This window comes from Pantoea coffeiphila, assembly GCF_016909495.1.
Lineage (GTDB): Bacteria > Pseudomonadota > Gammaproteobacteria > Enterobacterales > Enterobacteriaceae > Erwinia > Erwinia coffeiphila.
In genome coordinates this window covers 318,240-340,171 of record NZ_JAFBFW010000003.1, presented here as the reverse complement: position 1 = coordinate 340,171, position 21,932 = coordinate 318,240, and the positions used below count along the sequence as shown (strand labels likewise).

The 21,932-nt window shown below is 56.5% G+C and carries 19 protein-coding genes; 6 read left to right on the top strand and 13 right to left on the bottom strand.

Going from position 1 to position 21,932, the window contains the following annotated elements:
* Nucleotides 1-2: 2 nt before the first annotated feature.
* On the bottom strand, nucleotides 3-3,776 hold the full coding sequence (tamB, locus tag JOE09_RS11280; protein ID WP_205065837.1) for an autotransporter assembly complex protein TamB: 3,774 nt from the start codon (nucleotides 3,774-3,776) through the stop codon (nucleotides 3-5).
* Complete coding sequence (gene tamA, locus JOE09_RS11275) at nucleotides 3,773-5,512, bottom strand: autotransporter assembly complex protein TamA (protein WP_420830632.1); 1,740 nt, start codon at nucleotides 5,510-5,512, stop codon at nucleotides 3,773-3,775. The genes tamB and tamA overlap by 4 nt, the downstream gene beginning before the upstream one ends.
* Before the next feature lie 459 nt (nucleotides 5,513-5,971).
* On the opposite strand from tamA, the gene paeA reads away from it, so the two are divergent.
* Both paeA and JOE09_RS11265 read left to right on the top strand, forming a co-directional pair.
* Complete coding sequence (paeA, locus tag JOE09_RS11270) at nucleotides 5,972-7,306, top strand: polyamine export protein PaeA (protein WP_200543382.1); 1,335 nt, start codon at nucleotides 5,972-5,974, stop codon at nucleotides 7,304-7,306.
* Between the two features lie 465 nt (nucleotides 7,307-7,771).
* Nucleotides 7,772-8,050 (top strand): hypothetical protein, encoded by a 279-nt coding sequence (locus JOE09_RS11265; RefSeq protein ID WP_205065835.1) that lies wholly within the window; start codon nucleotides 7,772-7,774, stop codon nucleotides 8,048-8,050.
* Nucleotides 8,051-8,325: 275 nt separating this feature from the next.
* On the opposite strand, the gene JOE09_RS11260 is transcribed toward JOE09_RS11265, so the two are convergent.
* Nucleotides 8,326-8,532, bottom strand: coding sequence for a DUF1107 domain-containing protein (locus tag JOE09_RS11260; RefSeq protein ID WP_105592072.1), 207 nt, complete (start codon nucleotides 8,530-8,532; stop codon nucleotides 8,326-8,328).
* A gap of 318 nt (nucleotides 8,533-8,850) precedes the next feature.
* On the opposite strand from JOE09_RS11260, the gene JOE09_RS11255 reads away from it, so the two are divergent.
* Nucleotides 8,851-9,408 carry a YtfJ family protein gene (locus JOE09_RS11255; protein WP_239553038.1) on the top strand — a complete coding sequence of 186 codons (558 nt, stop codon included), beginning with the start codon at nucleotides 8,851-8,853 and terminating at the stop codon, nucleotides 9,406-9,408.
* A gap of 111 nt (nucleotides 9,409-9,519) precedes the next feature.
* On the opposite strand, the gene cysQ is transcribed toward JOE09_RS11255, so the two are convergent.
* Complete coding sequence (cysQ, locus tag JOE09_RS11250; RefSeq protein ID WP_205065834.1) at nucleotides 9,520-10,266, bottom strand: 3'(2'),5'-bisphosphate nucleotidase CysQ; 747 nt, start codon at nucleotides 10,264-10,266, stop codon at nucleotides 9,520-9,522.
* A 314-nt stretch (nucleotides 10,267-10,580) separates the two neighbouring features.
* Between cysQ and JOE09_RS11245 the strand changes: the two genes are divergently transcribed.
* Complete coding sequence (locus tag JOE09_RS11245; RefSeq protein WP_205065833.1) at nucleotides 10,581-12,518, top strand: bifunctional 2',3'-cyclic-nucleotide 2'-phosphodiesterase/3'-nucleotidase; 1,938 nt, start codon at nucleotides 10,581-10,583, stop codon at nucleotides 12,516-12,518.
* A 44-nt stretch (nucleotides 12,519-12,562) separates the two neighbouring features.
* Here JOE09_RS11245 and fklB read toward each other — a convergent pair whose 3' ends face one another.
* Nucleotides 12,563-13,183, bottom strand: a complete 621-nt coding sequence (gene fklB / locus JOE09_RS11240; protein ID WP_105592075.1) for a BamJ family beta-barrel-assembly machinery protein — start codon at nucleotides 13,181-13,183, stop codon at nucleotides 12,563-12,565.
* 377 nt (nucleotides 13,184-13,560) lie between these two features.
* Here fklB and JOE09_RS11235 point away from each other — a divergent pair, with 377 nt between their 5' ends.
* On the top strand, nucleotides 13,561-14,103 hold the full coding sequence (locus JOE09_RS11235) for an OapA family protein (protein WP_105592322.1): 543 nt from the start codon (nucleotides 13,561-13,563) through the stop codon (nucleotides 14,101-14,103).
* Between the two features lie 94 nt (nucleotides 14,104-14,197).
* Here the strand turns inward: JOE09_RS11235 and rplI are convergent, their stop codons facing one another.
* Genes rplI through rpsF form a run of 4 tightly spaced genes read right to left on the bottom strand, consistent with a single transcriptional unit; the run spans nucleotide 14,198 to nucleotide 15,639 of the window.
* Nucleotides 14,198-14,650 carry a 50S ribosomal protein L9 gene (rplI, locus tag JOE09_RS11230; RefSeq protein WP_105592076.1) on the bottom strand — a complete coding sequence of 151 codons (453 nt, stop codon included), beginning with the start codon at nucleotides 14,648-14,650 and terminating at the stop codon, nucleotides 14,198-14,200.
* Between the two features lie 38 nt (nucleotides 14,651-14,688).
* Nucleotides 14,689-14,916: a 30S ribosomal protein S18 gene (gene rpsR, locus JOE09_RS11225; protein WP_000135199.1), complete on the bottom strand. Its 228-nt coding sequence runs from the start codon at nucleotides 14,914-14,916 to the stop codon at nucleotides 14,689-14,691.
* A gap of 4 nt (nucleotides 14,917-14,920) precedes the next feature.
* Complete coding sequence (priB, locus tag JOE09_RS11220; RefSeq protein ID WP_123331634.1) at nucleotides 14,921-15,238, bottom strand: primosomal replication protein N; 318 nt, start codon at nucleotides 15,236-15,238, stop codon at nucleotides 14,921-14,923.
* Nucleotides 15,239-15,243: 5 nt separating this feature from the next.
* Nucleotides 15,244-15,639 carry a 30S ribosomal protein S6 gene (rpsF, locus tag JOE09_RS11215; protein ID WP_004160104.1) on the bottom strand — a complete coding sequence of 132 codons (396 nt, stop codon included), beginning with the start codon at nucleotides 15,637-15,639 and terminating at the stop codon, nucleotides 15,244-15,246.
* 354 nt (nucleotides 15,640-15,993) lie between these two features.
* On the opposite strand from rpsF, the gene bsmA reads away from it, so the two are divergent.
* Nucleotides 15,994-16,320: a biofilm peroxide resistance protein BsmA gene (gene bsmA, locus JOE09_RS11210; RefSeq protein ID WP_200560599.1), complete on the top strand. Its 327-nt coding sequence runs from the start codon at nucleotides 15,994-15,996 to the stop codon at nucleotides 16,318-16,320.
* On the opposite strand, the gene JOE09_RS11205 is transcribed toward bsmA, so the two are convergent.
* The 4 genes from JOE09_RS11205 to nsrR form a co-directional block, all read right to left on the bottom strand.
* Entirely contained in the window at nucleotides 16,294-17,925 is a 1,632-nt protein-coding gene (locus JOE09_RS11205; protein ID WP_205065832.1) for an isovaleryl-CoA dehydrogenase, read from the bottom strand. The two genes, bsmA and JOE09_RS11205, sit on opposite strands and share 27 nt — an antisense overlap.
* Nucleotides 17,926-18,010: 85 nt before the next feature.
* Complete coding sequence (gene rlmB / locus JOE09_RS11200; RefSeq protein ID WP_105592080.1) at nucleotides 18,011-18,748, bottom strand: 23S rRNA (guanosine(2251)-2'-O)-methyltransferase RlmB; 738 nt, start codon at nucleotides 18,746-18,748, stop codon at nucleotides 18,011-18,013.
* Between the two features lie 89 nt (nucleotides 18,749-18,837).
* Nucleotides 18,838-21,285, bottom strand: coding sequence for a ribonuclease R (gene rnr, locus JOE09_RS11195; RefSeq protein ID WP_105592081.1), 2,448 nt, complete (start codon nucleotides 21,283-21,285; stop codon nucleotides 18,838-18,840).
* Nucleotides 21,286-21,301: 16 nt separating this feature from the next.
* Nucleotides 21,302-21,745, bottom strand: a complete 444-nt coding sequence (nsrR, locus tag JOE09_RS11190; protein WP_105592082.1) for a nitric oxide-sensing transcriptional repressor NsrR — start codon at nucleotides 21,743-21,745, stop codon at nucleotides 21,302-21,304.
* Between the last annotated feature and the right edge of the window lie 187 nt (nucleotides 21,746-21,932).

Here is a 21,932-nt window from a genome sequence, read left to right as displayed (position 1 = left end):
TGCTAGAACTCAAACTGATAAAGCACATCCAGAGCCTGATCTATGCCAGACACTGCTTCCAAATAGAGTTTGGGCATCAGGCGATAACGCAGAGTTAACGTCGCCAGTGAATCAAATATGCCAACACCGTATTTTACCTGTAGACCCGGCAGCACATAGCCGCTGACCTGCACCTGCTGGCTGTCGCCAACCCCTGCAGTATCCAGCGCCAGGTTGCTGACACCGAAGGTCTCGCCGATTTTACCCACAACTTGACCACTTTGTGCAACCCCCAATCCAACCAGAGCGGAAGTTAATGCGTCGCTGTCGCTGCCGGAGGTTTGCAGACCCTGCCCGCGAAGCAGGTAGGAGAGCGCTTCCTGCTGCGACATCGCCGGGTCGGAGAACACTTCCGCCTTCGGCTCATCGGCCAGGCCGGTGACGCGCACGCCTGCGGTCACGTCATCTTCGGTGGCTTCCGGGTTACGAATCGCTTCGATGTTGAGATACGGCTGGTCCGGCGGACCGGCAAACTGCAGCTCGCCCTTACGGACGATCAAATCCTGGCCATAGGCGTGGAAGCGCCCGGACGGAATGTTAATCTGGCCGTTCAGCCCCAGCCCGCGTTTATCCTGCACCAGTTTCAGATCGCCGTTCAGCTTCGCCTTCAGGCCAAAGGCGCTGAGGCGTACATCATCACCAACGTGGATAATCAGGTTGCTGTTGATCGGGATTGAGGTCGATTTCGGCGCAATCGGCTGCAGGTTTTTATCCAGCAGCACTTCATCCGACGAGACGCCCACCGCGCTTTCCGGCACTTCCTGCACCGTGATACGCGCCCACGGGATATCCACCCGGCCATCAAGATTGAACAGCTCCGGCGTGGCTTCAAACACCAGGTCCGGTGAAACGTCCATCCGCACCATCGGCGGCACGGTCACCCGCACGCGATCGCCTTTGGCCGCGACGCGTGCCCGCCAGGCATTCAGCTGGCTCCAGTCGGCGTTACCGTTAAGCGTAATCTGCCCCTGCGAGGTCTGAATTACCCCTTCCAGCGTAGAGCTCATACCGTTAAACAGCATCGAGAGGTTCGCGGTGGTGAGATCCACCGGCATAAAGCTGCCTTCCACATCCACATTCCGCAGGCCAAGCTGGCCGAAGACCTGCGGTTTTTGCAGATTACCGCCCAGGCGCAGATTACTGTTCAGCACGCCGGAGACTTTCTCGCCCTGCATCAGCGCCGGATTGAGCATCGCCAGCGACAGGTTGGTGATATTGACGTTGCCGGAGAGCGTACGGCGGCCCTGCGGATCGGCTATTTGCACGTTGCCGTCCAGCTGGCCGTTGTTGGCAATGCGGATCAGCCAGTCGAGCTGCGCGCGGCCATTTTTCAGCGCCGCGTTCAGGTTCAGCGTATCGAAGGCGATCGGCAGCGTGTTCCCCTGCACGTCCTGCGCCACTTTCACGCCGTTGCCTTTCAGCGAGATGCGCCCGGTCGGCAGTGCGCCGTCGGCGGTCCAGCTGACGTCGGCATCCCCGCTGAATGAACCGTTAAGCTGCGTTTCTTCCGGCATAAACGGTTTGATCATCGCCAGATCAAAGCGGTTCAACACCACTCGCGCGCGGCCGGACGGACCGGCTTCCACCGTCTGCGGAACGCACAGCTCGGCGTTCGGGTTCTGCCAGCAGTGTGGCCCGATGCTGATGGTCTGCTTCGTATTGAGGTAGTCGAGGGCAATCGCACGGGTTAAGCGCCATTCACCGACCGGCGTGTCAAAGCGGGTATTGTTGAGCGTGCCCTGCCAGCGCTGCGTGGCGCGGTCAAAGCTGCCGTTCAGCGCCAGCTGGCCGGACACCGGTTCGCCCTGCATATTCAGCTTCAGCTGGTGCTGCTTCTCGCTGCCGCTGGCATCCAGCGTCAGCTGCGAGATCGACAACGCATCCTGCTTCACCTGATCGACACGCAGATTCAGCTTGCCCTGAATCTGCTCACCGGAGCTGACGTCGCCTTTCAGCAGCACGCGACCAATGCTGAGCGCCTGCCAGCGCAGTCCGCTGGCGGTCAGGTCGGCCAGCAGCTGCGGGGTTTTCAGATCGCCGCGCGCGCGGATGGTGCCTTTCGCCACCCCGCCGAGGCCCGGCAACGCATTATCCAGATGCTGGGCGTCGATATCCGCATCCAGATTCAGCTTCTCGCCCAGCGAACCTTTCAGATTGACGTTGTTACGCCCCAGAATCAGCTTGATGCCGGGAATATCCCACTGGTTGTAGCTGTTGCCGTACAGCGTGCCGTCGGCGCTGATGGCGTTATTACGCACGTTGCCACGTAGCTTCAGCTCCGGCACGCGCATCTGCCAGCTGCCGCCGTACAGGCTGCCGCGGGTGGTGATTTTACCGTCCAGCTTCGCCGGCCAGTCCGGGTACTGCTTAGCGGTGTTAATGCCGGTCAGAGTCAGCTCGCTGTTCCAGCTGATCGCCTTGCTCCAGTCCACCAGCGCTTTCAGATCGGCGGTGCCCTGCAGTGCGGCCAGCCTCAGTTTTTCGATAGCGAACTGCTCAACGTTACCTTTACCGTCCAGGGTGACCGTGGCGGGCGGTACGCCCTGCCCCTGTAGCGCCGCCTTCAGCGACATCACATAGTCGGTCGCTTTTCCCTTGAAGCTGAAGTTAAAGTTATCCGCTTCATACTGCGTTTCCCCCTCCAGCGGCCAGCGCAGCTGCGGGCTTTGCAGCGTCATATTCAGCGGCAGGCCTGCTTCGGCAAGACGGGTGTCGGCATCCAGCTGTGCCCGCACCGGGCCGGAAAGATTCAGCGCCAGAGTCAGCGTTTCACGCAGACCGCCGCCGAGGATCATTTTGATCTTTTCCCCCTTCAGCGGATCGATATTCATCTCGCCGTTAAGGGTGAAGTTCATTGGCCAGCTGCCGCTCAGGGTGGCTTCGCCCTGCGCGTTGAGCTGCCCCTGAACCGCGTCGACATCCAGCGTTTGCAGCGCCAGATGATTATTCTCAGTTTTGGCTTTCACCAGCAGGCGATTGACGGTGATATCGGTATCGCCGGTCAGACGCAGCTGTTCACCGAGGATCTGCTGCACATTGACATCCAGCGGCAGCGTAAACTCCGGCAGATTCGGCAGCAGCGGCTGCTCGAACATCGCTTTCAGCGTTTCCCCCAGCGGTTTTTCTTCCGGCTGCGGGTCCTGAATCTTCGGCTGAACCACTTCTTCATTGGCCACTTTCGCGGCTTTCGGCAGGGCGATCAGCAGCCCCTGAATGTGAGTTGGCGTCAGCGTCATACCGCGCCCTTCCCAGTGCATGCCGCTGGTAAAGTCCGCCAGTGAAACCGCCGTGTCGTCAATCTTCACATTGATGTTATGCAGCGCCAGTCGGCTGAGCGTCAGCGGGTACGGCGTGCTGATTTCGCCGGTTGTGGACTCGTCCTCGACCGGTGGGTTCTCAGCAGAGGCCAGCTGTTTGCTGTCCACCGCTACATAGACGTCCTTCAGTGACAGATCGTTAACGCAGAATGCGCTCTGCTTCAGGCAGCCCAGCCGCAGCGCCAGATGAAATTCTCCGGCGTTAACCGATACGCCAGGCATCTCGTATTTGACGCCCTTCAACGTCAGATCTCGCCAGCCGCCGTTGACCTGCTGGATTTCCAGCCCCGGCACCCAGCGAGCGGCGGAGTTCAGCACCAGATGCAGTCCGCTGGTGGTACCCAGCAGAAACGCAATGCCACCCAGCAGCAGCACAATAAATATCACTATGCCAATCAGGCCCTTTTTCCACCACTTCATAGTTCAGGCCCCAGTCCAATGTAAAACTGAATATCGCGATCGTCCTGGTCGCCGATTGGGCGGGCTATATCAACCTTGATTGGCCCCACCGGCGACTGCCAGCGCACGCCGAAGCCCGCGCCGGTCTTAAAGTTGCTCTGTTTGATATCGTTAACGGCTTCACCCGAATCGATAAACACCGCGCCCCACCATTTGCCCGTCACGTTGTACTGGTACTCCAGCGATCCGGTCGCCAGCTTGGAGGCACCGGTCAGCTTGCCGTCGTCATCGCGCGGCGAAATGCCTTTGTACTTGTAGCCACGAATGCTGCGGTCGCCACCGGCGAAGAAGCGCAGATCGGGCGGTACTTTTTCGAAATCGTTGGTTTCAATCCAGCCGAGATTGCCGCGCACCACAAAGCGATGTTTATCTTCCAGCGTACGAATCCAGACGTTTTGCGCCTGCACCACCGCGAAGTCAACGTCCGATCCCCAGGTGGTATCGGATACATCCAGCGAGTAGCGCTGCGAGTCACCCCACGTCGGCATCAGGCCACCGCGCGAACGGGTGCGGTTAACGCTAACGCCCGGATAGAGCAGCATAGTGGTGTTGGTGACGCTACCCTGGGTAAAGTGATCGAGGCTCCAGCGCAGGTTAATCGCCCGCTGCCAGCCGCTGGAACTGTCCCAGTAGCGTGAGGCGGCCAGGGTGGTGGAGTCGGCTTTGGTATCGTTAAGATCGGTGCGTTTCAGACCGCCCTGCAGCAGGTAATACTGCTCCAGCGGGCTTTTCAGTAAAGGCACCTTGTAGCTGAAATCCAGCTGCTGTTCGGGTGCAGAAACATTGGCACTGGTAGAGAAGCTGTGCCCTCGGGAGTTAACCCACGGTTTTTTCCAGGTTGCTTTAACGCGCGGCCCCACGTCGGTCGAGTAGCCCACGCCGGTTTCAATGGTGTTTTCCGTACGCGGCGTTACAACGCCGTGCAACGGTAAAATTTTGTTCTCGCGGCTTTTATCAAACTCGGGTGCCACGACCACCGAGTTAAACCAGCCCGTCGCGGACAGGCGGCGGTTCAGCTCGGCCAGATCGCGCGAGGTGTAGTAATCACCCTGCTTAAACGGCAGCAGGTTTTGCAGATACTCTTCACGAATCTGCGAGCCTTCAAAGGTCACCGGGCCGAAGCGATAGCGCTGGCCGCTATCGTAGTCGATATCCCAGAAGGCTTCGCGCCGCTCAACCGATACGCCGAGCTGGCTTTTGCGGTATTCACCATCAAAGTAGCCTTTGCGCAGCGCCAGGCCTGAAAGAGAGCTTTTAAATTTGTCGTACTGGCCGTGATTCAACACGCTGCCAATCTTTGGCTTTCCGTCACGCACCAGCTGCTGCACGTCGCTATCGGTGCGCGCACCGCCGCGTAAGATAATGGTTTCACCGGCGATTTTAACCGGCTCGCCAGGAGTCACCTTGGCCAGCAGTACCGGTCGGCCGCCCTTTGCCGGAGCGGGGCGCAGTTCAAAGTCGATCTGCGGCTCATAATATCCCAGCGCCTTCAGGCCCTCTTTTACCGCCACGCTCACGCGCGAACGGAAGCGCCCGTCGGAGGTCACTTCATCGTTAGTAATCGTGGATAAACGCGCCCTGACGTTCTTCTGTAGTTCCCCGGATAATCCTGTCACCTGTAAACGCACATTCGCCGCCTCTGCGGCAGGTGCGGCGATCAGCAAACAAGACATGCAATAGACATGAATTCGTGGCACGCGTACTCCCGTTTTTTTGCCAGCCCACCATCCACCGGGCTTAATCTGTAATTATTCAATAGACTTAATGGAGTTTAACGCGCTCTCCGTATCAAACAAGTTTCAACGCTGTATTTACGGAATGATTCCAGTTCGGATTGCTTTTCACGGTATCTGCCATCAAACACCCGCCGTAAAGTGGCGATCCTCCCTCCGCCGGAATTGTAAGCGCTCGTCGGCGCAGCTATAATCGCTGCACAGGCTTTTTCACAACCTGATAACCCTTCTGCCCCGGCGTACTTTGCCGAACTGGCGCAGACATTTTTGGCACGGATAGCCCTGTACGCTCAATACGTAGAATGATGCAGAATCCCGCGCGCTGCCCAGGCCAAAAATGACAAGTAATTAACCCGGCCCCTCTTCATTCGCGCAGTGATAAAACTGAATGCCATAAGAGATGAGCCATTGTATGGATAGTGTATGTTAGACAGCTTGCTTGTCATTTTACTGCTGATTGCGATCAGCTCATTCTTCTCCCTTTCAGAAATCTCTCTGGCAGCCGCCCGTAAAATCAAACTGAAAATCATGGCGGATGAAGGCAACATCAACGCCCAGCGCGTGCTGAAAATGCAGGAAACGCCGGGGATGTTCTTTACCGTCGTGCAGATTGGCCTGAACGCCGTGGCGATCCTCGGTGGTATCGTCGGCGATGCGGCCTTCTCTCCGGCTTTCCGCTCGTTGTTTGAACGGATGGTGGAGCCGGAACTGGCGGAGCGCCTCAGTTTTATCTGCTCCTTCACGCTGGTGACCAGCCTGTTTATTCTGTTTGCCGATCTGTTCCCGAAACGCCTGGGGATGATTGCACCGGAAAGCGTGGCGCTGAGAATCATCAACCCGATGCGTTTCTGCCTGTTCCTGTTCCGCCCGCTGGTGTGGTTCTTTAACGGCGGCGCCAACATTATCTTCCGCCTGTTTAAGATCCCGCTGGTGCGTAAAGACGACATCACTTCTGACGATATTTACGCGGTGGTGGAAGCCGGTGCGCTGGCCGGGGTATTGCGCAAGCAGGAACACGAGCTGATTGAAAACGTGTTTGAGCTGGAATCCCGTACCGTGCCGTCGTCGATGACCTCGCGTGAAAACGTGGTCTGGTTCGATCTGCATGAGGATGAGGCCAGCCTCAAGGGGAAAATCGCCCAGCATCCGCACTCCAAGTTCCTGGTGTGTAATGAAGATATCGACCATATCGTCGGCTATGTTGACTCCAAAGAGCTGCTGCTGCGCGTATTGGGCAATCAGAGTATGACGCTGAACAGCGGCGTGCAGATCCGTTCGGCGCTGATTGTGCCGGATACGCTGACGCTGTCTGAAGCGCTGGAGAGCTTTAAAGCCGCGGGTGAAGACTTTGCGGTGATCATGAACGAGTATGCGCTGGTGGTGGGGATCATTACGCTGAATGACGTGATGACCACGCTGATGGGCGATCTGGTCGGCCAGGGTATGGAAGAGCAGATTGTGGCCCGCGACGAGAATTCATGGCTGGTTGAGGGCGGTACGCCGATTGATGACGTGATGCGCGTGCTGGATATCGATGAGTTCCCGCAGTCCGGTAACTACGAGACGATTGGCGGCTTTATGATGTTTATGCTGCGTAAGATTCCGAAGCGTACCGATTTTGTGAAGTTCCACGGCTATAAGTTTGAGGTGGTGGATATCGATAGCTACCGTATCGATCAGCTGCTGGTGACCCGTGTGGATGCCCGCCCGGCGGCACCGGTATTGCCTCGCGCGCCTGAAGCGGGTGCCGAAGAGTAATTTTAGTTCTGGCGGTTCGTGCCAGCGCTGAATGGTGGGTGTCAGCCTGGTTTTCTGACTGAACCGTGACAGCGCTGACTGGTCGGGGGCGGCTACGGGCTGGTCCTCGCGCCGCTTCGCGATTGCCCTCACTCCGTCCGTCAGTTCAATTCTTCTGGCAGATCGTGCCAGCGCTGACTGGCCGGGGGCGGCTACGGGCCGGTCCTCGCGCCGCTTCGCGGTTGCCTTCACTCCGTTCGTCAGCCTGTCGGACCGGCTCAGACGGTCCATCCCTGGCCCGACCGAGCCTTTCGCCAGCGTCCTGCTGGCGAATCCTGGCCTCCTCTCTGCGTTCAGCACTGCGGATTGTCCGTAGCCGCCCCCGACCAGTCCGCTTTTAAGAGTTAGTGATGCCTGTTAGAAGCAACGGTTAGAAAAACCCGCTTTCTCAATTTGTTGTTTATCCGAAGGATTGCACTCTGAATATTGTTCGAAGTGCTGTTCACTTTCTTTCTCTCAGCTAGCTTCGTTAAAATCGCTATTCCCGTTGGCCTGATTTTTTTAACCCCGATGCCAGATATAAGAAAAACGCGTCTGATTGAGGAGTCTTATCTCTGGCAACGAGTCAGCCTCTACGGCCGAGATAATCGTAGCTATGAGGTGCAGGCGGCGGGACCGGAGATACCGATTAGCCCCTTCCAGGAAGCGATGATTTTGCTGCAAGGGGTTCAGCCTCTGCGGCTACCGGGCAATCCACAGCGCTGAGGTGCAGGCGGCGGGACCGGAGAGACCCGCATGGACGCGGGGCTCAGGCGTGGCGCGGGCAGGACGCCCGCTCCATGCCGATCCGCAAGGCCCGCAGCCGTAAACGAAGGCACCACGCAAAGCGTGGCGCGAGGACCGCCCGGTAGCCGCAGAGGCTGAACCCCGATCCCCGAAACCACCAGCCACCAGCCAACAAAAAAGCCGCCCTCTCAACAAGATAGCGGCTTCAAACTCTCGACAGACAAACATCACACCACAGGGCGCCTTCTCTTACATCAGTTAAACTCTGACTGGAGGCGCAAAACCTGGCGGTTCACTTCAGACATCACACTAAAATGCTGCTTATCCTTCACGCGCGGCAGCAAAATCTTACCTTTATCGAACTCAAACGCGCCAACATCCTTAATATACAACCGGCCACGAAACAGAGTCTTAACGTACTTAGCAACCTGAAGTGGGTTATAGCGTTGGAATATTTTCATTGTTGATTGTACTCCTGAATATTTAACGTACGCTCCGTCCGTAACCAAATCAGAGACGAATCCGTGAAGCGCAAAGTGATTAGACTATAGAACACTGATTGCTTTCTATGTCCTTAATTCCCAATTTTTTTACTACGTTTACACATCATTACAGAGCACTATGTCATTTGAACGACAAGTCACAGTATAAACCTTCAATCCACAGGGTTTTGTGCAGTGTGTTGCAAAGATGTTATTTCGATGCGACAGCAGCATCATCCACACTTATTATTACATCTGCGTGAACAACTGGTCCGATCACATTCCGTTGGAGCCATTATGATCAAAGTTCGACATTTCCTTGCGCTGACCTGCCTGCTGCTGCCGTTTATGGCTGGAGCGCATAATCTGGCTGAGAACCAGCGCGTTCCTCCTGTCGGCATCGCCGACAAAGGGGAGCTGATGTATCAACAAGATAAGTTTAGCTATAAAAACTGGAATAGCGCGCAGCTGGTGGGAAAAGTGCGTGTGCTCCAACATATTGCCGGTCGCTCGTCCGCTAAAGAGCAAAATGCTGCGCTGGTTGAGGCGATCAAAGCTGCGAAGTTACCGCACGATCGTTATCAAACCACCACTATTGTGAATACCGATGATGCGATTCCTGGCACCGGCATGTTTGTGCGCAGCAGCATTGAGAGCAATAAGAAGCAGTTCCCATGGTCGCAGTTTATTATCGACAGCAATGGCAGCGTGCTGAAGGCATGGCAGCTACAGAGCGGTGGATCGGCGATTGCCGTGTTGGATAAAGAGGGCAAGGTCCGCTTCGTTAAGGATGGCGCGCTGACACAGGATGAGGTTAAGCAGGTCATGGCGCTACTGCAGGAGCTTTTAAACTAAAGATTACATCCCGGTCTGAAAGGGCAATGCCTCCTCAGGCCGGGCTAACAACCGTCAGACATTTATCGCTGCGCTGTAGCTGCTGTCAATATCCGGTAGCACCAGAAACGATTAAAAGATTGAGACGCGGAACCCCGGATTGAGGAAGGATTCACGCGGCGTGTAGTCCAGCGTTTTCCCCTGCCAGTCGTTAACGTGCGCGCCCGCCGCCAGGGCTACAGCATGTCCTGCACCGGTATCCCAGATGTTGGTCGGCCCGAAGCGCGGATAAAGCTGCGCTTTACCTTCTGCAACCAGGCAAAACTTCAATGATGAACCAATTGCCGTAGTCTGATGCTCACCCATCTGATCGAGGTATTCTTTCAGCTCCAGATCGGATGCCGCGTGTGAACGGCTGATCACCACCAGCGGAGGATGGGCTTCACGGACCTGAATCTGTGCTTTCTGTCCGCCTTCTTCTTTCCACGCCTTACCGTTCGCTGCGGAGTACATCACGTCCAGCACCGGCGCATACACCACGCCCAGAACCGGTTTCCCCCCCTCAATCAGCGCAATATTGACGGTAAACTCACCGTTGCGCTTGATAAACTCTTTCGTTCCGTCCAGCGGGTCCACCAGCCAGTAGCTCTCCCAGCTCTGACGGGTCGGCCAGTCAGCCGGATCTTCTTCTGACAGCACCGGGATCTGCGGGGAAAGCGCCTGCAGCCCGGCAACAATAATTTTATGCGCCGCAATGTCCGCCGCCGTTACCGGGGAATCATCGGATTTGCGTGCCACATCCACCGGCGTGGGTGCGTTATACACCTGCATAATGGCGTCACCCGCTTCACGTGCCAGCTGGCAAATTTGTTCTAACACTTTCCACCTCCCGATCGGATTCATATTGGCCTGCTACACCGAGCAAACGCCAAAACACTCTACTGAGAATAGCAGTTCGCCGCTTACCTGGTTAGCCATTAATTTTCAAAAGCATAGCGTAGCCCCCCCCACGATGACACCGTTCTGATTATTTTCTGCCATCGTGCCATTCGATCCTCACAGTTCGGGTTTTTGCGGAAAATTACGGCTAATTACCGGCTTTCGATCACATTTTTTTGCAGCATAACGACAAATTTTCATATTTTTCTGCGAAGGTTATCGAAATTCAGTCAGGCATCAGAAAGGGAGACAACATGTTTAAACCTGGCATTACGCTGCTCACACTGCTGGTCAGCGGCACACTACAGGCCGCCACGGTCGATTTTCGCATTCTGGAAACCACCGATCTGCACAGTAATATGATGGACTTCGATTACTACAAAGATCAGCCCACCGATAAATATGGCCTTGTGCGCACCGCTTCGCTGATCGCCGCAGCGCGCCAGCAGGTTACGAATAGCGTACTGGTCGATAACGGTGACGTGATTCAGGGCAGCCCGCTGGGGGATTATATGGCGGCGAAGGGGCTGAATAAGGGAGAGACTCATCCTGTTTATAAAGCGATGAATACCCTGAACTACAGCGTCGGCAATCTGGGTAACCATGAGTTTAATTACGGCCTCGACTATCTGCAAAAGGCGATCGCCGGCGCGCGTTTCCCCTACATTAACGCCAATATTATTGACGTTGCCAGCGGTAGGCCGCTATTTACGCCTTTCCTGATTGAACCGGTGAAGGTGCGCGATCGCACAGGTAAAGAACATACTCTGAAGGTCGGCTATATCGGTTTTGTGCCACCGCAGATTATGGTCTGGGACAAAAAGAACCTCAGCGGTAAGGTCACGGTGGATGACATCACCGCCACCGCGAAAAAATGGGTGCCGGAGATGCGCGCTCAGGGTGCCGATATCGTTGTGGCGATCCCGCACTCCGGCCTTTCCAGCGAGCCGTATCACGCGCTGGCGGAAAACTCCGTGTACTACCTCAGCCAGGTTCCGGGCATTGATGCCATTATGTTTGGCCACGCGCACGCCGTATTCCCCAGCGCCGACTTCGCCGCCATTAAGGGCGCTGACATCAAGCAGGGGACGCTCAACGGCATTCCGGCAGTGATGCCCGGGATGTGGGGCGATCATCTCGGCGTGGTCGATCTGGTGCTGAATAACGAGAGTGGCAGCTGGAAGGTGATCGGCGCCAAAGCAGAAGCGCGGCCAGTTTATGATAAGGCAGCGAAAAAGTCGCTGGCGGCGGAAGATCCGGCGCTGGTGAAAGTGCTGGCCGACGATCATAACGGTACGCGTGAGTTTGTCAGCCAGCCGATTGGCAAATCCGCCGACGTGATGGCCAGCTATCTGTCGCTGGTGCAGGACGATCCGACCGTACAGATCGTTAATAATGCCCAGCGCGACTATACCGAGCGCTTTATCCAGGGCGATCCCGATCTTGCTCGTCTACCGGTACTCTCGGCCGCTGCGCCGTTCAAGGCCGGAGGCCGTAAAAACGATCCCGCCAGCTATGTAGAAGTGGATAAAGGCCAGCTGACGTTCCGTAACGCCGCCGATCTCTATCTTTATCCCAACACGCTGGTGGTGATGAAGGTCAGCGGTGCCCAGGTGAAAGAGTGGCTGGAGTGCTCCGCCGGGCAGTTTAATCAGATTGATATTCATAACAGCAGCCCGCAGTCGCTGATTAACTGGGACTTCCGTACCTATAATTTCGATGTGATTGACGGTGTGAACTACCAGATCGATATCACCCAACCTGCACGCTATGACAGCGAATGCCAGCTGATCAATCCGGAAAGCTCGCGTATTCGTGATTTAACCTTCAACGGAAAGCCCATCGATCCAGAAGCAACTTTCCTCGTTGCCACGAATAACTATCGCGCTTACGGTGGGAAATTTGCCGGCACGGGTGAAAAGCAGATAGCGTTTGCCTCACCGGATGAGAACCGTTCAGTGCTTGCCGCCTACATCAGCGCACAAACCAAAGCCGATGGCGAGGTGAAGCCGCAGGCAGACAATAACTGGCGACTGGCGCCGATAGTCAGCAATACGCCGCTGGATATTCGTTTTGAGACCGCGCCGGGGGAGAAAGCCGCTGAGTTTATTCGCACTCACGCCCAGTATCCGCTGAAGCAGGTGGCAACGGATGAAACGGGCTTTGCGATTTATCAGCTGAAGCTGCAATAACGGGGAACAGCAGCAGGCGCGCCCCACAGGGCGCGCCTGAGGGATTACAGAATTTCCAGCAGTTCGACTTCAAATACCAGCGTGCTGTATGGCGGGATTGATGCGCCTGCACCGCGCTCGCCGTAGGCCAGGTTGTGAGGGATAACCAGCTCCCACTTAGAGCCAACCGGCATCAGGGTAAGCGCTTCGATCCAGCCTGGGATCACGCCGCTGACCGGGAACTCAGCCGGTTCACCGCGCTGTACAGAGCTGTCAAACACGCTGCCGTCGATCAGTTTACCGGTGTAGTGAACGCGTACGCGATCCTGACGGGATGGGATGGCACCTTCACCCTGAGTCAGCACGCTAAACTGCAGGCCGGTTTCGGTGCTGCTGACGCCGTCACGCTTCGCGTTCTCTTCCAGGAATTTCTGACCTTCCACTGCCAGAGCTTTCTGACGCTCCTGGCGCACAACTTCAGCACGCTCATGAACTTCACGCAGCGCGCGGTGAACAACATCAACAGGAACAGCCGGGGCATTCCCTTCCAGCGCATCACGCAGGCCCGCCAGTAGCGCCTCTGGTTGCAGACCCTGCAGACCAGATTCCTGCAGCTGTTGGCCAACCTGTAAACCGATACCGTAACTTGCTTGCGCTTCTACACTGTCAAAAGAAGGGGTTGTCATGGATTTTCCTTTCATCATTGATAAAACAGAAGCCGAAGCATAACAGCGCAGAGAACGTGCGTAAAATCCCATCTTCTACTGGTGACTTTTGATCGCGAAAGAGAAACAATAATGTCTTCAATTATTCAGAATGCTCAAATGGTTACCGCACAGCGTGTCTTTCCCGTTCCCAGAATAAAAACAGACCACGTTTGTCCAGATTGCGGAATTTTTTCACCCCAGGGGTAACCGGTTCAGCTACAGTGTACTCAGAGGTATAAATGGGCCAAATTGCCCGCCGGCGCAGGAAAAGCCAGCCACGTTTCTCTTTCGCATGGAAAAGCTGGATGGCCAGAGTCTTACTTATGGCGCGCAGCGTGCGCCGAAAGGAGGAAGCTATGCCAAATGCATCGAAAGTTTCACGCTCCCCCGCGTGGCTCAGCCATATCTGGCATCTGCCGGATAAGATGCACTGGATGGACCCGCTCCCCGCCCCACACCGTCGCGGTATTATCGTCGCAGTCGTGGTGATCTTACTCGCTTTCCTGTGGCCAGCCCCTTCCCCGCAGCGAGCACCGGTTACGCCGCTGCAAAGCGGTTCTGAGGGGACTGAAGTGCCGTTACAGGCGAATATCGCCGACGATTTCCCACAAAGCAGCAGCACGCAGGGTGATTCACGCGGGCAGTGGCGCAACTATACGATTGCGTCCGGCCAGACGCTGGCACAGCTGTTCCGCGATAATAATCTGCCGGTTAACGATGTCTTTGCGATGGCGCAGGTGGAAGGCAGTGATAAACCGCTCAGTACATTGAATGCGGGCCAGAGAGTGAAGATTCGGCTAAATGCAGCTGGCGTTGTGACGGGGTTAACGCTGGAGTCAGCGGGCAGGGAAATTCTGTTTACTCGTCAGGCAGACGGTTCGTTTATTCGCGCTCAGTAACGCGTTGGCAAAGCTGGGGATGCACAGCGTCTTCAGCTTTCAGCAGAAACAAAAACGCCGGCACGAGGCCGGCGTTTTTAATTGCTAAAAGCGATTAAGCTTCAGCAACTACATTCACGATCAGTTTCGCGAATACTTCGCTGTGAACCTGGAAGTCCACTTCGTGCTCACCGGTGGTGCGCAGAACGCCGTTCGGCAGACGAACTTCGCTCTTAGCCACTTCAACGCCAGCTGCAGTTACAGCGTCAGCGATGTCGCGGGTACCGATAGAACCGAACAGTTTACCTTCGTCGCCTGCTTTAGACGCGATGGTAACGGTGCCCAGTGCGTTGATTTTCTCAGCGCGAGCGTTAGCAGCAGACAGAACGTCAGCCAGTTTGGCTTCCAGTTCTGCACGGCGTGCTTCGAAGAACTCAACGTTTTTCTTGGTAGCAGGAACAGCTTTGCCCTGTGGTACCAGGAAGTTACGAGCGTAGCCCGCTTTAACGTTTACCTGGTCGCCCAGGGTGCCCAGGTTTGCTACTTTATCAAGCAGAATAACTTGCATTACCTTATCCTCTTAAAGTCGTTAATAGACAGTTGCCGTTACTGATGACGATCGGTGTACGGCAGCAGGGACAGGTAACGCGCGCGCTTGATAGCACGAGCCAGCTGACGCTGGTATTTTGCACGAGTACCGGTGATACGGCTTGGTACGATCTTGCCGCTTTCAGTGATGTAGTTTTTCAGCGTTGCGATATCTTTATAATCGATCTCTTGAACGCCTTCCGCGGTGAAACGGCAGAACTTGCGACGACGGAAATAACGTGCCATTTGGCTAGTCTCCAGAATCTATCAATTCAATCTGCTCGGCATGCAGTACGAGTTTGTTCAGGCCGTTGCGCCCTTGATGGCTGCAAATAAAACCCTGAACCGTGACCTGCGTGCCGACCGTTATACTTTGAGTAATGGCCTGATGGGCTTTGCCGCTGATAATCACCGGCATACGGCACCAGGCTTGCCGGGTAAAACCGGCTTCCACCTGCTGTGATCGATGCTCAAGCACGAACTGGCAGTGTGGAATTCCTGACGGGCTGACTTTTCGCATCGGCGTCTTGCACACGGTGCCAGACAGCGTCAGACGGTTAGCCGTCATAGAAATTACTCTTCAGAATCCCCAGCATCTGCATCATCAGAGGTTTCGTTAGCGAAATCTTCACGACGCTCACGGCGCTCGTCTTTCGCTTTAACCATCGGAGATGCTTCAGTTACCGCGTGCTTAACGCGCATAACCATGCTGCGGATAACGGCGTCGTTGAAGCGGAAGTTAGTTTCCAGCTCATCGATCGCTTCCTGCGGAGCTTCAACGTTCAGCAGAACGTAGTGAGCTTTGTGCAGTTTGTTGATCGGGTAAGCCAGCTGACGACGGCCCCAGTCTTCCAGGCGGTGGATCGTACCTTCTGCACCAGTGATGGTGGCAGAGTAGCGCTCGATCATGCCAGGAACCTGTTCGCTCTGGTCAGGGTGAACCATAAATACGATTTCGTAATGACGCATCGAATTTGCTCCTTACGGATTATTCAGCCTCCTGTCGGGGTCAGCCGCGGCCCATGGAAGCAAGGAACGTTATAAGCCGTAACCAACGATTAGCAGGCTACAACTTGAGAATGCGGCTGAAAAATTGACGCGTAATCATACTGGCGAGGGGTGGGAAACACAAGGTAAAGATCGTTCGCGTAGATAAATAAAACGCGGCCGCAGCACGGGCGATAAATTCTTGCTCAAAGCCGCTGCGACAGCCGCCGCCGGGGCAGAATTTTGCTCATCTGGCGCAGGCATTTCAGGTGAAATCGTCTCCCTCTGGCGTGGAATGACGTAAACTCATGCCACTGCCATCAAAGAGAGCTGAAGATGCGTCCGATCATTGCGTTATCCGTCATCCTGCTGCTGAGCGCCTGCAGCGCGCTGAAAACCACGCCCCAGCCACCACCGCCGCCAGCGGACCACGCTCAGGAGATCGTCCGCGCCCAAAGCACCAATCTGACCCGACTGGGAACGGCCAGCGTCACAGTGCGCGGCTCCCCGGACGACGCCGAGCGGGCGCTGGCGGCAAAAGCCAACGCCAGCGGGGCCAGCTACTACCTGATCCAGCTGGTGAGCGAAACGGTGGCTCCGGGCATGTGGTACGCTTCGGCGATCTTCTACGGGCCATCAACTCACGCCGCTGGCGCGCAGTAGCAGGCGCTGGCAAACCTCATCGGGGATTGCCGCGCCTCCACGTGAGTCCAGCTGCTGGCGGCACCACGCGTCCGCCAGCGGCGGCTCAAGATAGCGCAGCACCTGCTCCGCCGTCGCCAGTGAGAACAGCCGTTCAACCAGACCTCGCGCTCGCGCTTCATCCGGCTGGCGAAGTAATAATCTGAGCTGCCGCCACTGCTGGTCAAAATGTCGGTTAATCCCTTTCACCTCGGCAAACTGCGCATCCAGTCGCTCACCGATCGCTGGCTGCTTAAGTAAGACTCGCAGCACGTCCAGGCACATCACGTTGCCAGACCCCTCCCAGATGCTGTTAACCGGCATCTCACGATAGAGTCGGGGCAGTTCGCTGTCTTCGCAGTAGCCGATGCCGCCAAGTACCTCCATCGATTCGGCCACAAACGGGATTCCGCGTTTACAGATAACGTATTTGGCAGCGGGGGTGAGCAGGCGGCTGTAGCCCCGCTCGGCTTCATCTTTGGCATCAGACCAGGCACGAGCAAGACGCATCAGCAGCGCCGTTTGCCCTTCCAGTACCAGCGCCTGAGAGGCCAATACCTGGCGCATCAGCGGCTGGTCTACCAGAGTTTTCCCCTGCACCTGCCGCTGATGGGCATGGTACAGCGCCACTGAAAATGCACGACGCATCTGACCATGGCTACCCAGCGCGCAGTCAAAGCGCGTGTAACCGCCCATTTTCAGGATTTGCCGTACCCCTTCGCCCTCGTCGCCAATCAGCCAGCCAAGCGCATCCCTGAACTCCACTTCACTACTGGCATTGGAGCGGTTGCCGAGTTTGTCTTTCAGACGCTCGATCTGTACCCCATTGCGCGTGCCGTCCGGCAGCAATCGCGGCAGGAAAAAACACGAGAGGCCAGCAGGGGTCTGCGCCAGTACCAGATGAGCATCGCTTTGCGGCACCGAGAAAAACCATTTATGCCCGACCAGCCGGTAGCATTCACCGGGGCCACGATGGCTGACGGGTTCAGCGCGGGTGGTATTGCTCAACACGTCGGTTCCGCCCTGCTTTTCAGTCATGCCCATGCCAATCAACAGGCCGCGCTTTTGGTCACCTGGCTGAAGATGGGCGTCGTAGCGATCGGAGAGCAGCCCCGGCAGCCAGGCGTGAAAGCCGGCGGGCAAATGGCGCTGTAGCAGCGGAATGGCACCGAAGGTCATGGTAACCGGACACAGCGTTCCGGCCTCGACCTGGGCATGCAGGATGAAACGAGCGGCGCGTGCCACGAAGGCATTCTCTGGCGCATCGGGCTGCCACGGCAGATTGTGCACCCGGTTCGCACACAGCCCCTGCATCAGCAGATGCCATGCAGGATGGAAACGCACATCATCCAGCCTTTCCCCCGTGGCATCGTAGCGCAGCAGCTCCGGTGGATTACGGTTTGCCAGCCTTCCAAGCTCAAGCGATTCCGCGCTGCCCAGCTGTTGTCCGACGGAAGCCAGGCGTTCAGCATCCCAGCCAGCGCCGTGACGCAACACGGCGTCGCGCAGCGGAATATCGGAAAGAAACAGATTGCTATTGCTGAGGGGGGCGGGTTGATTGAAAACAGTATGGGTTTTCCAGTCCATCACGGCATCCTGTTTAAAACGGGCCAGATGACAGGATAAAACGAGGGGCGAAGAATGCTGGGGCGCAGGTCACGCCCCGAACAATTTACTTAACGCTGCGCTGACGTACCGCTTCAAACAGGCAAATACCGGTCGCGACGGAAACGTTCAGTGAAGACACGCTGCCCGCCATCGGAATACTAATCAGTTCATCGCAGTGCTCGCGCGTCAGGCGGCGCATGCCCTCGCCTTCTGCACCCATCACCAGCGCCATCGGGCCGGTCATTTTGCTCTGGTACAGGTCGTGGTCGGCCTCACCGGCGGTGCCGACGATCCACACGTTGGATTCCTGCAGCTGGCGCATGGTGCGTGCCAGGTTGGTCACACGGATCAGCGGCACATGCTCGGCGGCACCGCTGGCCACTTTCTTCGCGGTCGCATTCAGGGCGGCGGAGCGATCTTTCGGTACGATAACCGCATGAACGCCTGCGGCGTCGGCGCTGCGCAGGCAGGCCCCCAGGTTATGCGGGTCGGTCACGCCGTCGAGGATCAGGAAGAACGGGCTTTCCAGGCTCTCCAGCAGATCGGGAAGATCGCCTTCCTGATACTGACGGCCCGGTTTAATGCGGGCAATAATGCCCTGATGCACGGCGCCTTCAGACTTGCTGTCCAGCATCTGCTTGTTCGCCACCTGAATCACCACGCCCTGCGCTTCCAGCGCTTTCACCAGCGTTTGTAAGCGGCGATCGTCGCGCCCTTTTTGGATAAAGACTTCCTGGAAACGCTGGGGGTCGCTGTCCAGCAGCGCCTGTACGGCGTGGATACCAAAAACAATTTCACTCATGGTTCAGTTACTCAAAGGTCATCATTCAGTTGAAAGGGGCAAACGCGTCAACGCTCGCCCCCCTGCTGCCGGTTATTCACACCGCTCAGTTAGTCGCGGTCGGATTTTTTCCCTGCGCGTTTCGCTTTGGTGGCGGCGGCGATTTTACGGGTTTTATCCGACGGCTTGCGTGGCTTTTTTTCTTTTTTCGCCGGTTGGGCGTTTTTTGACTCGCCCGCTTTGCGGAAGTCGCTGTCCGGCTCGAAATTTTTACTGCCCGGACGCGGGGCACGGCGGCGGTTACCGCTGTTTTTGGCCACACCGCGTTTTTCGCGTTCACGCTCGGTTTTCCCTTCACCGCGCGGCTTACGCTGGCTGGAGATCAGTGCGAAATCAATCTTACGCTCGTCCATATGCACCGCATCAACGCGTACTTCCACCGAATCGCCCAGGCGATAGGTACGGCCACCGGACTCGCCGATCAGGCGCTGACCAACGGCGTCAAAGCGGTAGTAGTCGTTGTCCAGCGTCGACACGTGTACCAGGCCGTCGATAAACAGATCGTCAAGACGCACGAAGAAACCAAAGCCGGTCACGCTGGAAATCACCCCGCTGAAGGTTTCACCCACCTGGTCCTGCATAAAGTCACACTTCAGCCAGTCGGCAACGTCGCGCGTCGCTTCGTCAGCACGGCGCTCGGTCATCGAACAGTGCTGGCCAAACTGTAGCATCTGCTGCAGATCGTAGTGGAAACCACCGGTTGGCGTGGTATTCCCCTGCAGTGTGTTGTTCTCTTTCGCCAGCAGATACTTAATGGCACGGTGCAGCAGCAGGTCCGGATAACGACGGATCGGCGAGGTGAAATGCGCGTAGGAAGCCAGTGCCAGGCCAAAGTGGCCACGGTTCTCCGGATCGTACACCGCCTGCTTCATGGAACGCAGCAGCATGGTTTGCAGCATTTCGTGGTCAGGACGGCCCGCAATCTGGCTGAGCAGCTCGGCGTAGTCCAGCGGCTGCGGCTTGTTGCCACCCGGCAGCGTCAGGCCCAGCTCATTAAGCACGGAACGGAAGCTCTTGATGCTGTCATCGCTTGGACGATCGTGATCGCGGAACAGCGCCGGTTCATTATTCTTCTCAACGAAGCGAGCCGAGGCGATGTTGGCGAGGATCATGCACTCTTCGATCAGCTTATGCGCGTCGTTGCGGGAAACCTGCTCAATACGATCGATACGGCGTTCAGCATTGAAGATAAACTTCGCCTCTTCCGTTTCAAACGAGATACCGCCGCGCTGCTCGCGGGATTTCTCCAGCGCCAGATACATGCGGTGCAGCTCTTCCAGGTCTTTCACCAGCGGCTGATACTGCTCGCGCAGTTCCTGATCGCCCTGCAGAATGTTCCACACCTTGTTATAGGTCAGGCGGGCGAACGAGTTCATGACCGCTTCATAGTGCTTGTAGCCGGTCAGTTTACCGGTGGAGGAAACGGTCATCTCGCACACCATGCACAGACGATCCACTTCCGGATTCAGCGAGCACAGGCCGTTTGACAGCACTTCCGGCAGCATCGGTACAACCTGCGACGGGAAGTACACTGATGTACCACGGTTAATCGCTTCGGCATCCAGCGGCGTGCCAGGACGCACGTAGTAGCTGACGTCCGCAATGGCAACCCACAGACGCCAGCCGCCGCCGCGCTTACGTTCACAGAATACGGCGTCATCGAAGTCGCGGGCATCTTCACCATCAATGGTGACCAGCGGCAGATCGCGTAGATCCACACGGCCTTTTTTCGCCTCTTCCGGTACTTCTTCACTCAGATGAGCGATCTGTTTTTCCAGCTCCGGCGGCCAGACGTGCGGAATATCATGGGTGCGCAGCGCCATTTCAACGGCCAGACTGGTGCCCATGTTATCGCCAAGCACCTCGACGATTTTACCAATGGCTTTAGTACGGCGGGTCGGGCGCTGCGTCAGCTCCACCACCACCACAAAGCCCATTTTTGCGCCCATCAGCTCTTCGGCCGGGATCAAAATATCGAAGCTCAGACGGCTGTCGTCGGGAACAACGAAGCCGACGCCGGCATCGGTAAAGTAGCGGCCAACAATTTGTGCGCTGCGCGGTTCTACTACGCGCACCACGCGCACTTCGCGACGGCCACGGCGATCGGCGCCCATGGCCTGAGCGAGAATGATATCGCCGTGCATGCACATCTTCATCTGCTCGGCAGAGAGATAAAGATCGTCTTTGCTGCCTTCAATACGCAGGAAGCCAAAACCATCACGATGGCCAATGACTTTGCCTTTTAACAGATCGAGGCGTTCCGGCAGCGCGTAGCACTGGCGGCGGGTGAAGACCAGCTGCCCGTCGCGCTCCATGGCGCGCAGGCGGCGGCGCAGCGCTTCGGTCTGCTCTTCACCGTTAATGGATAGCTCTACCGCCAGCTCTTCCCGGCTGGCAGGCTTTTCACGTTTGTCCAGGTGCGCGAGAATAAACTCACGGCTGGGGATCGGGTTTTCGTACTTTTCAGCTTCTCTTTCCTGAAAGGGATCTTTTGACATCGAGGTTCCTCCGTTGTCAGCTGCTGAGCGACACGCGGTCGGTCAGCAAAATTTTGTAAAGCGGATGGTTATCTTCCACCAGGTCAGCCAGGGTGTAATTGTCCAGTTCCCGCAGGAAGCTCTGGACAGCATCATGCAGCGCCTTTTTCAGGCGACAGGCAGAGGTGATATGGCAGAAATCGCTGTGGCAATTCACCAGCTGAAGCGGTTCCATATCACGGACTACCTGGCCTATCACTATCTCCTCAGCCGGTCTGCCCAGGCGAATACCGCCATTTTTACCGCGCATCGCCGCGATATAGCCGGCACGGCTAAGTTGATTGATAATTTTGACCATATGATTACGGGACACGCCATAAGTGTCTGTCACTTCGGTGATGCTGGTCATCTGGCCCTCTGGCAGAGAGGCAAGGTAGATCAGCGCACGCAAGCCGTAATCGGTAAAACTGGTTAGCTGCACAGTAACCTCAAGGATAAAACCCGTATTGAAGCTGTAATCCGCTTAAGAATGGACTTTGTTAGCAATGATAATAAACCAGCCACCGCAAAGGGGCGATTTTATTTAAACAAGCGGCATTGGTGAAACGAACTGACGGGGACGGCAGGAAACCAGTGCAGGAAAGGATCTGGCCGGGCAATGCCCGGCC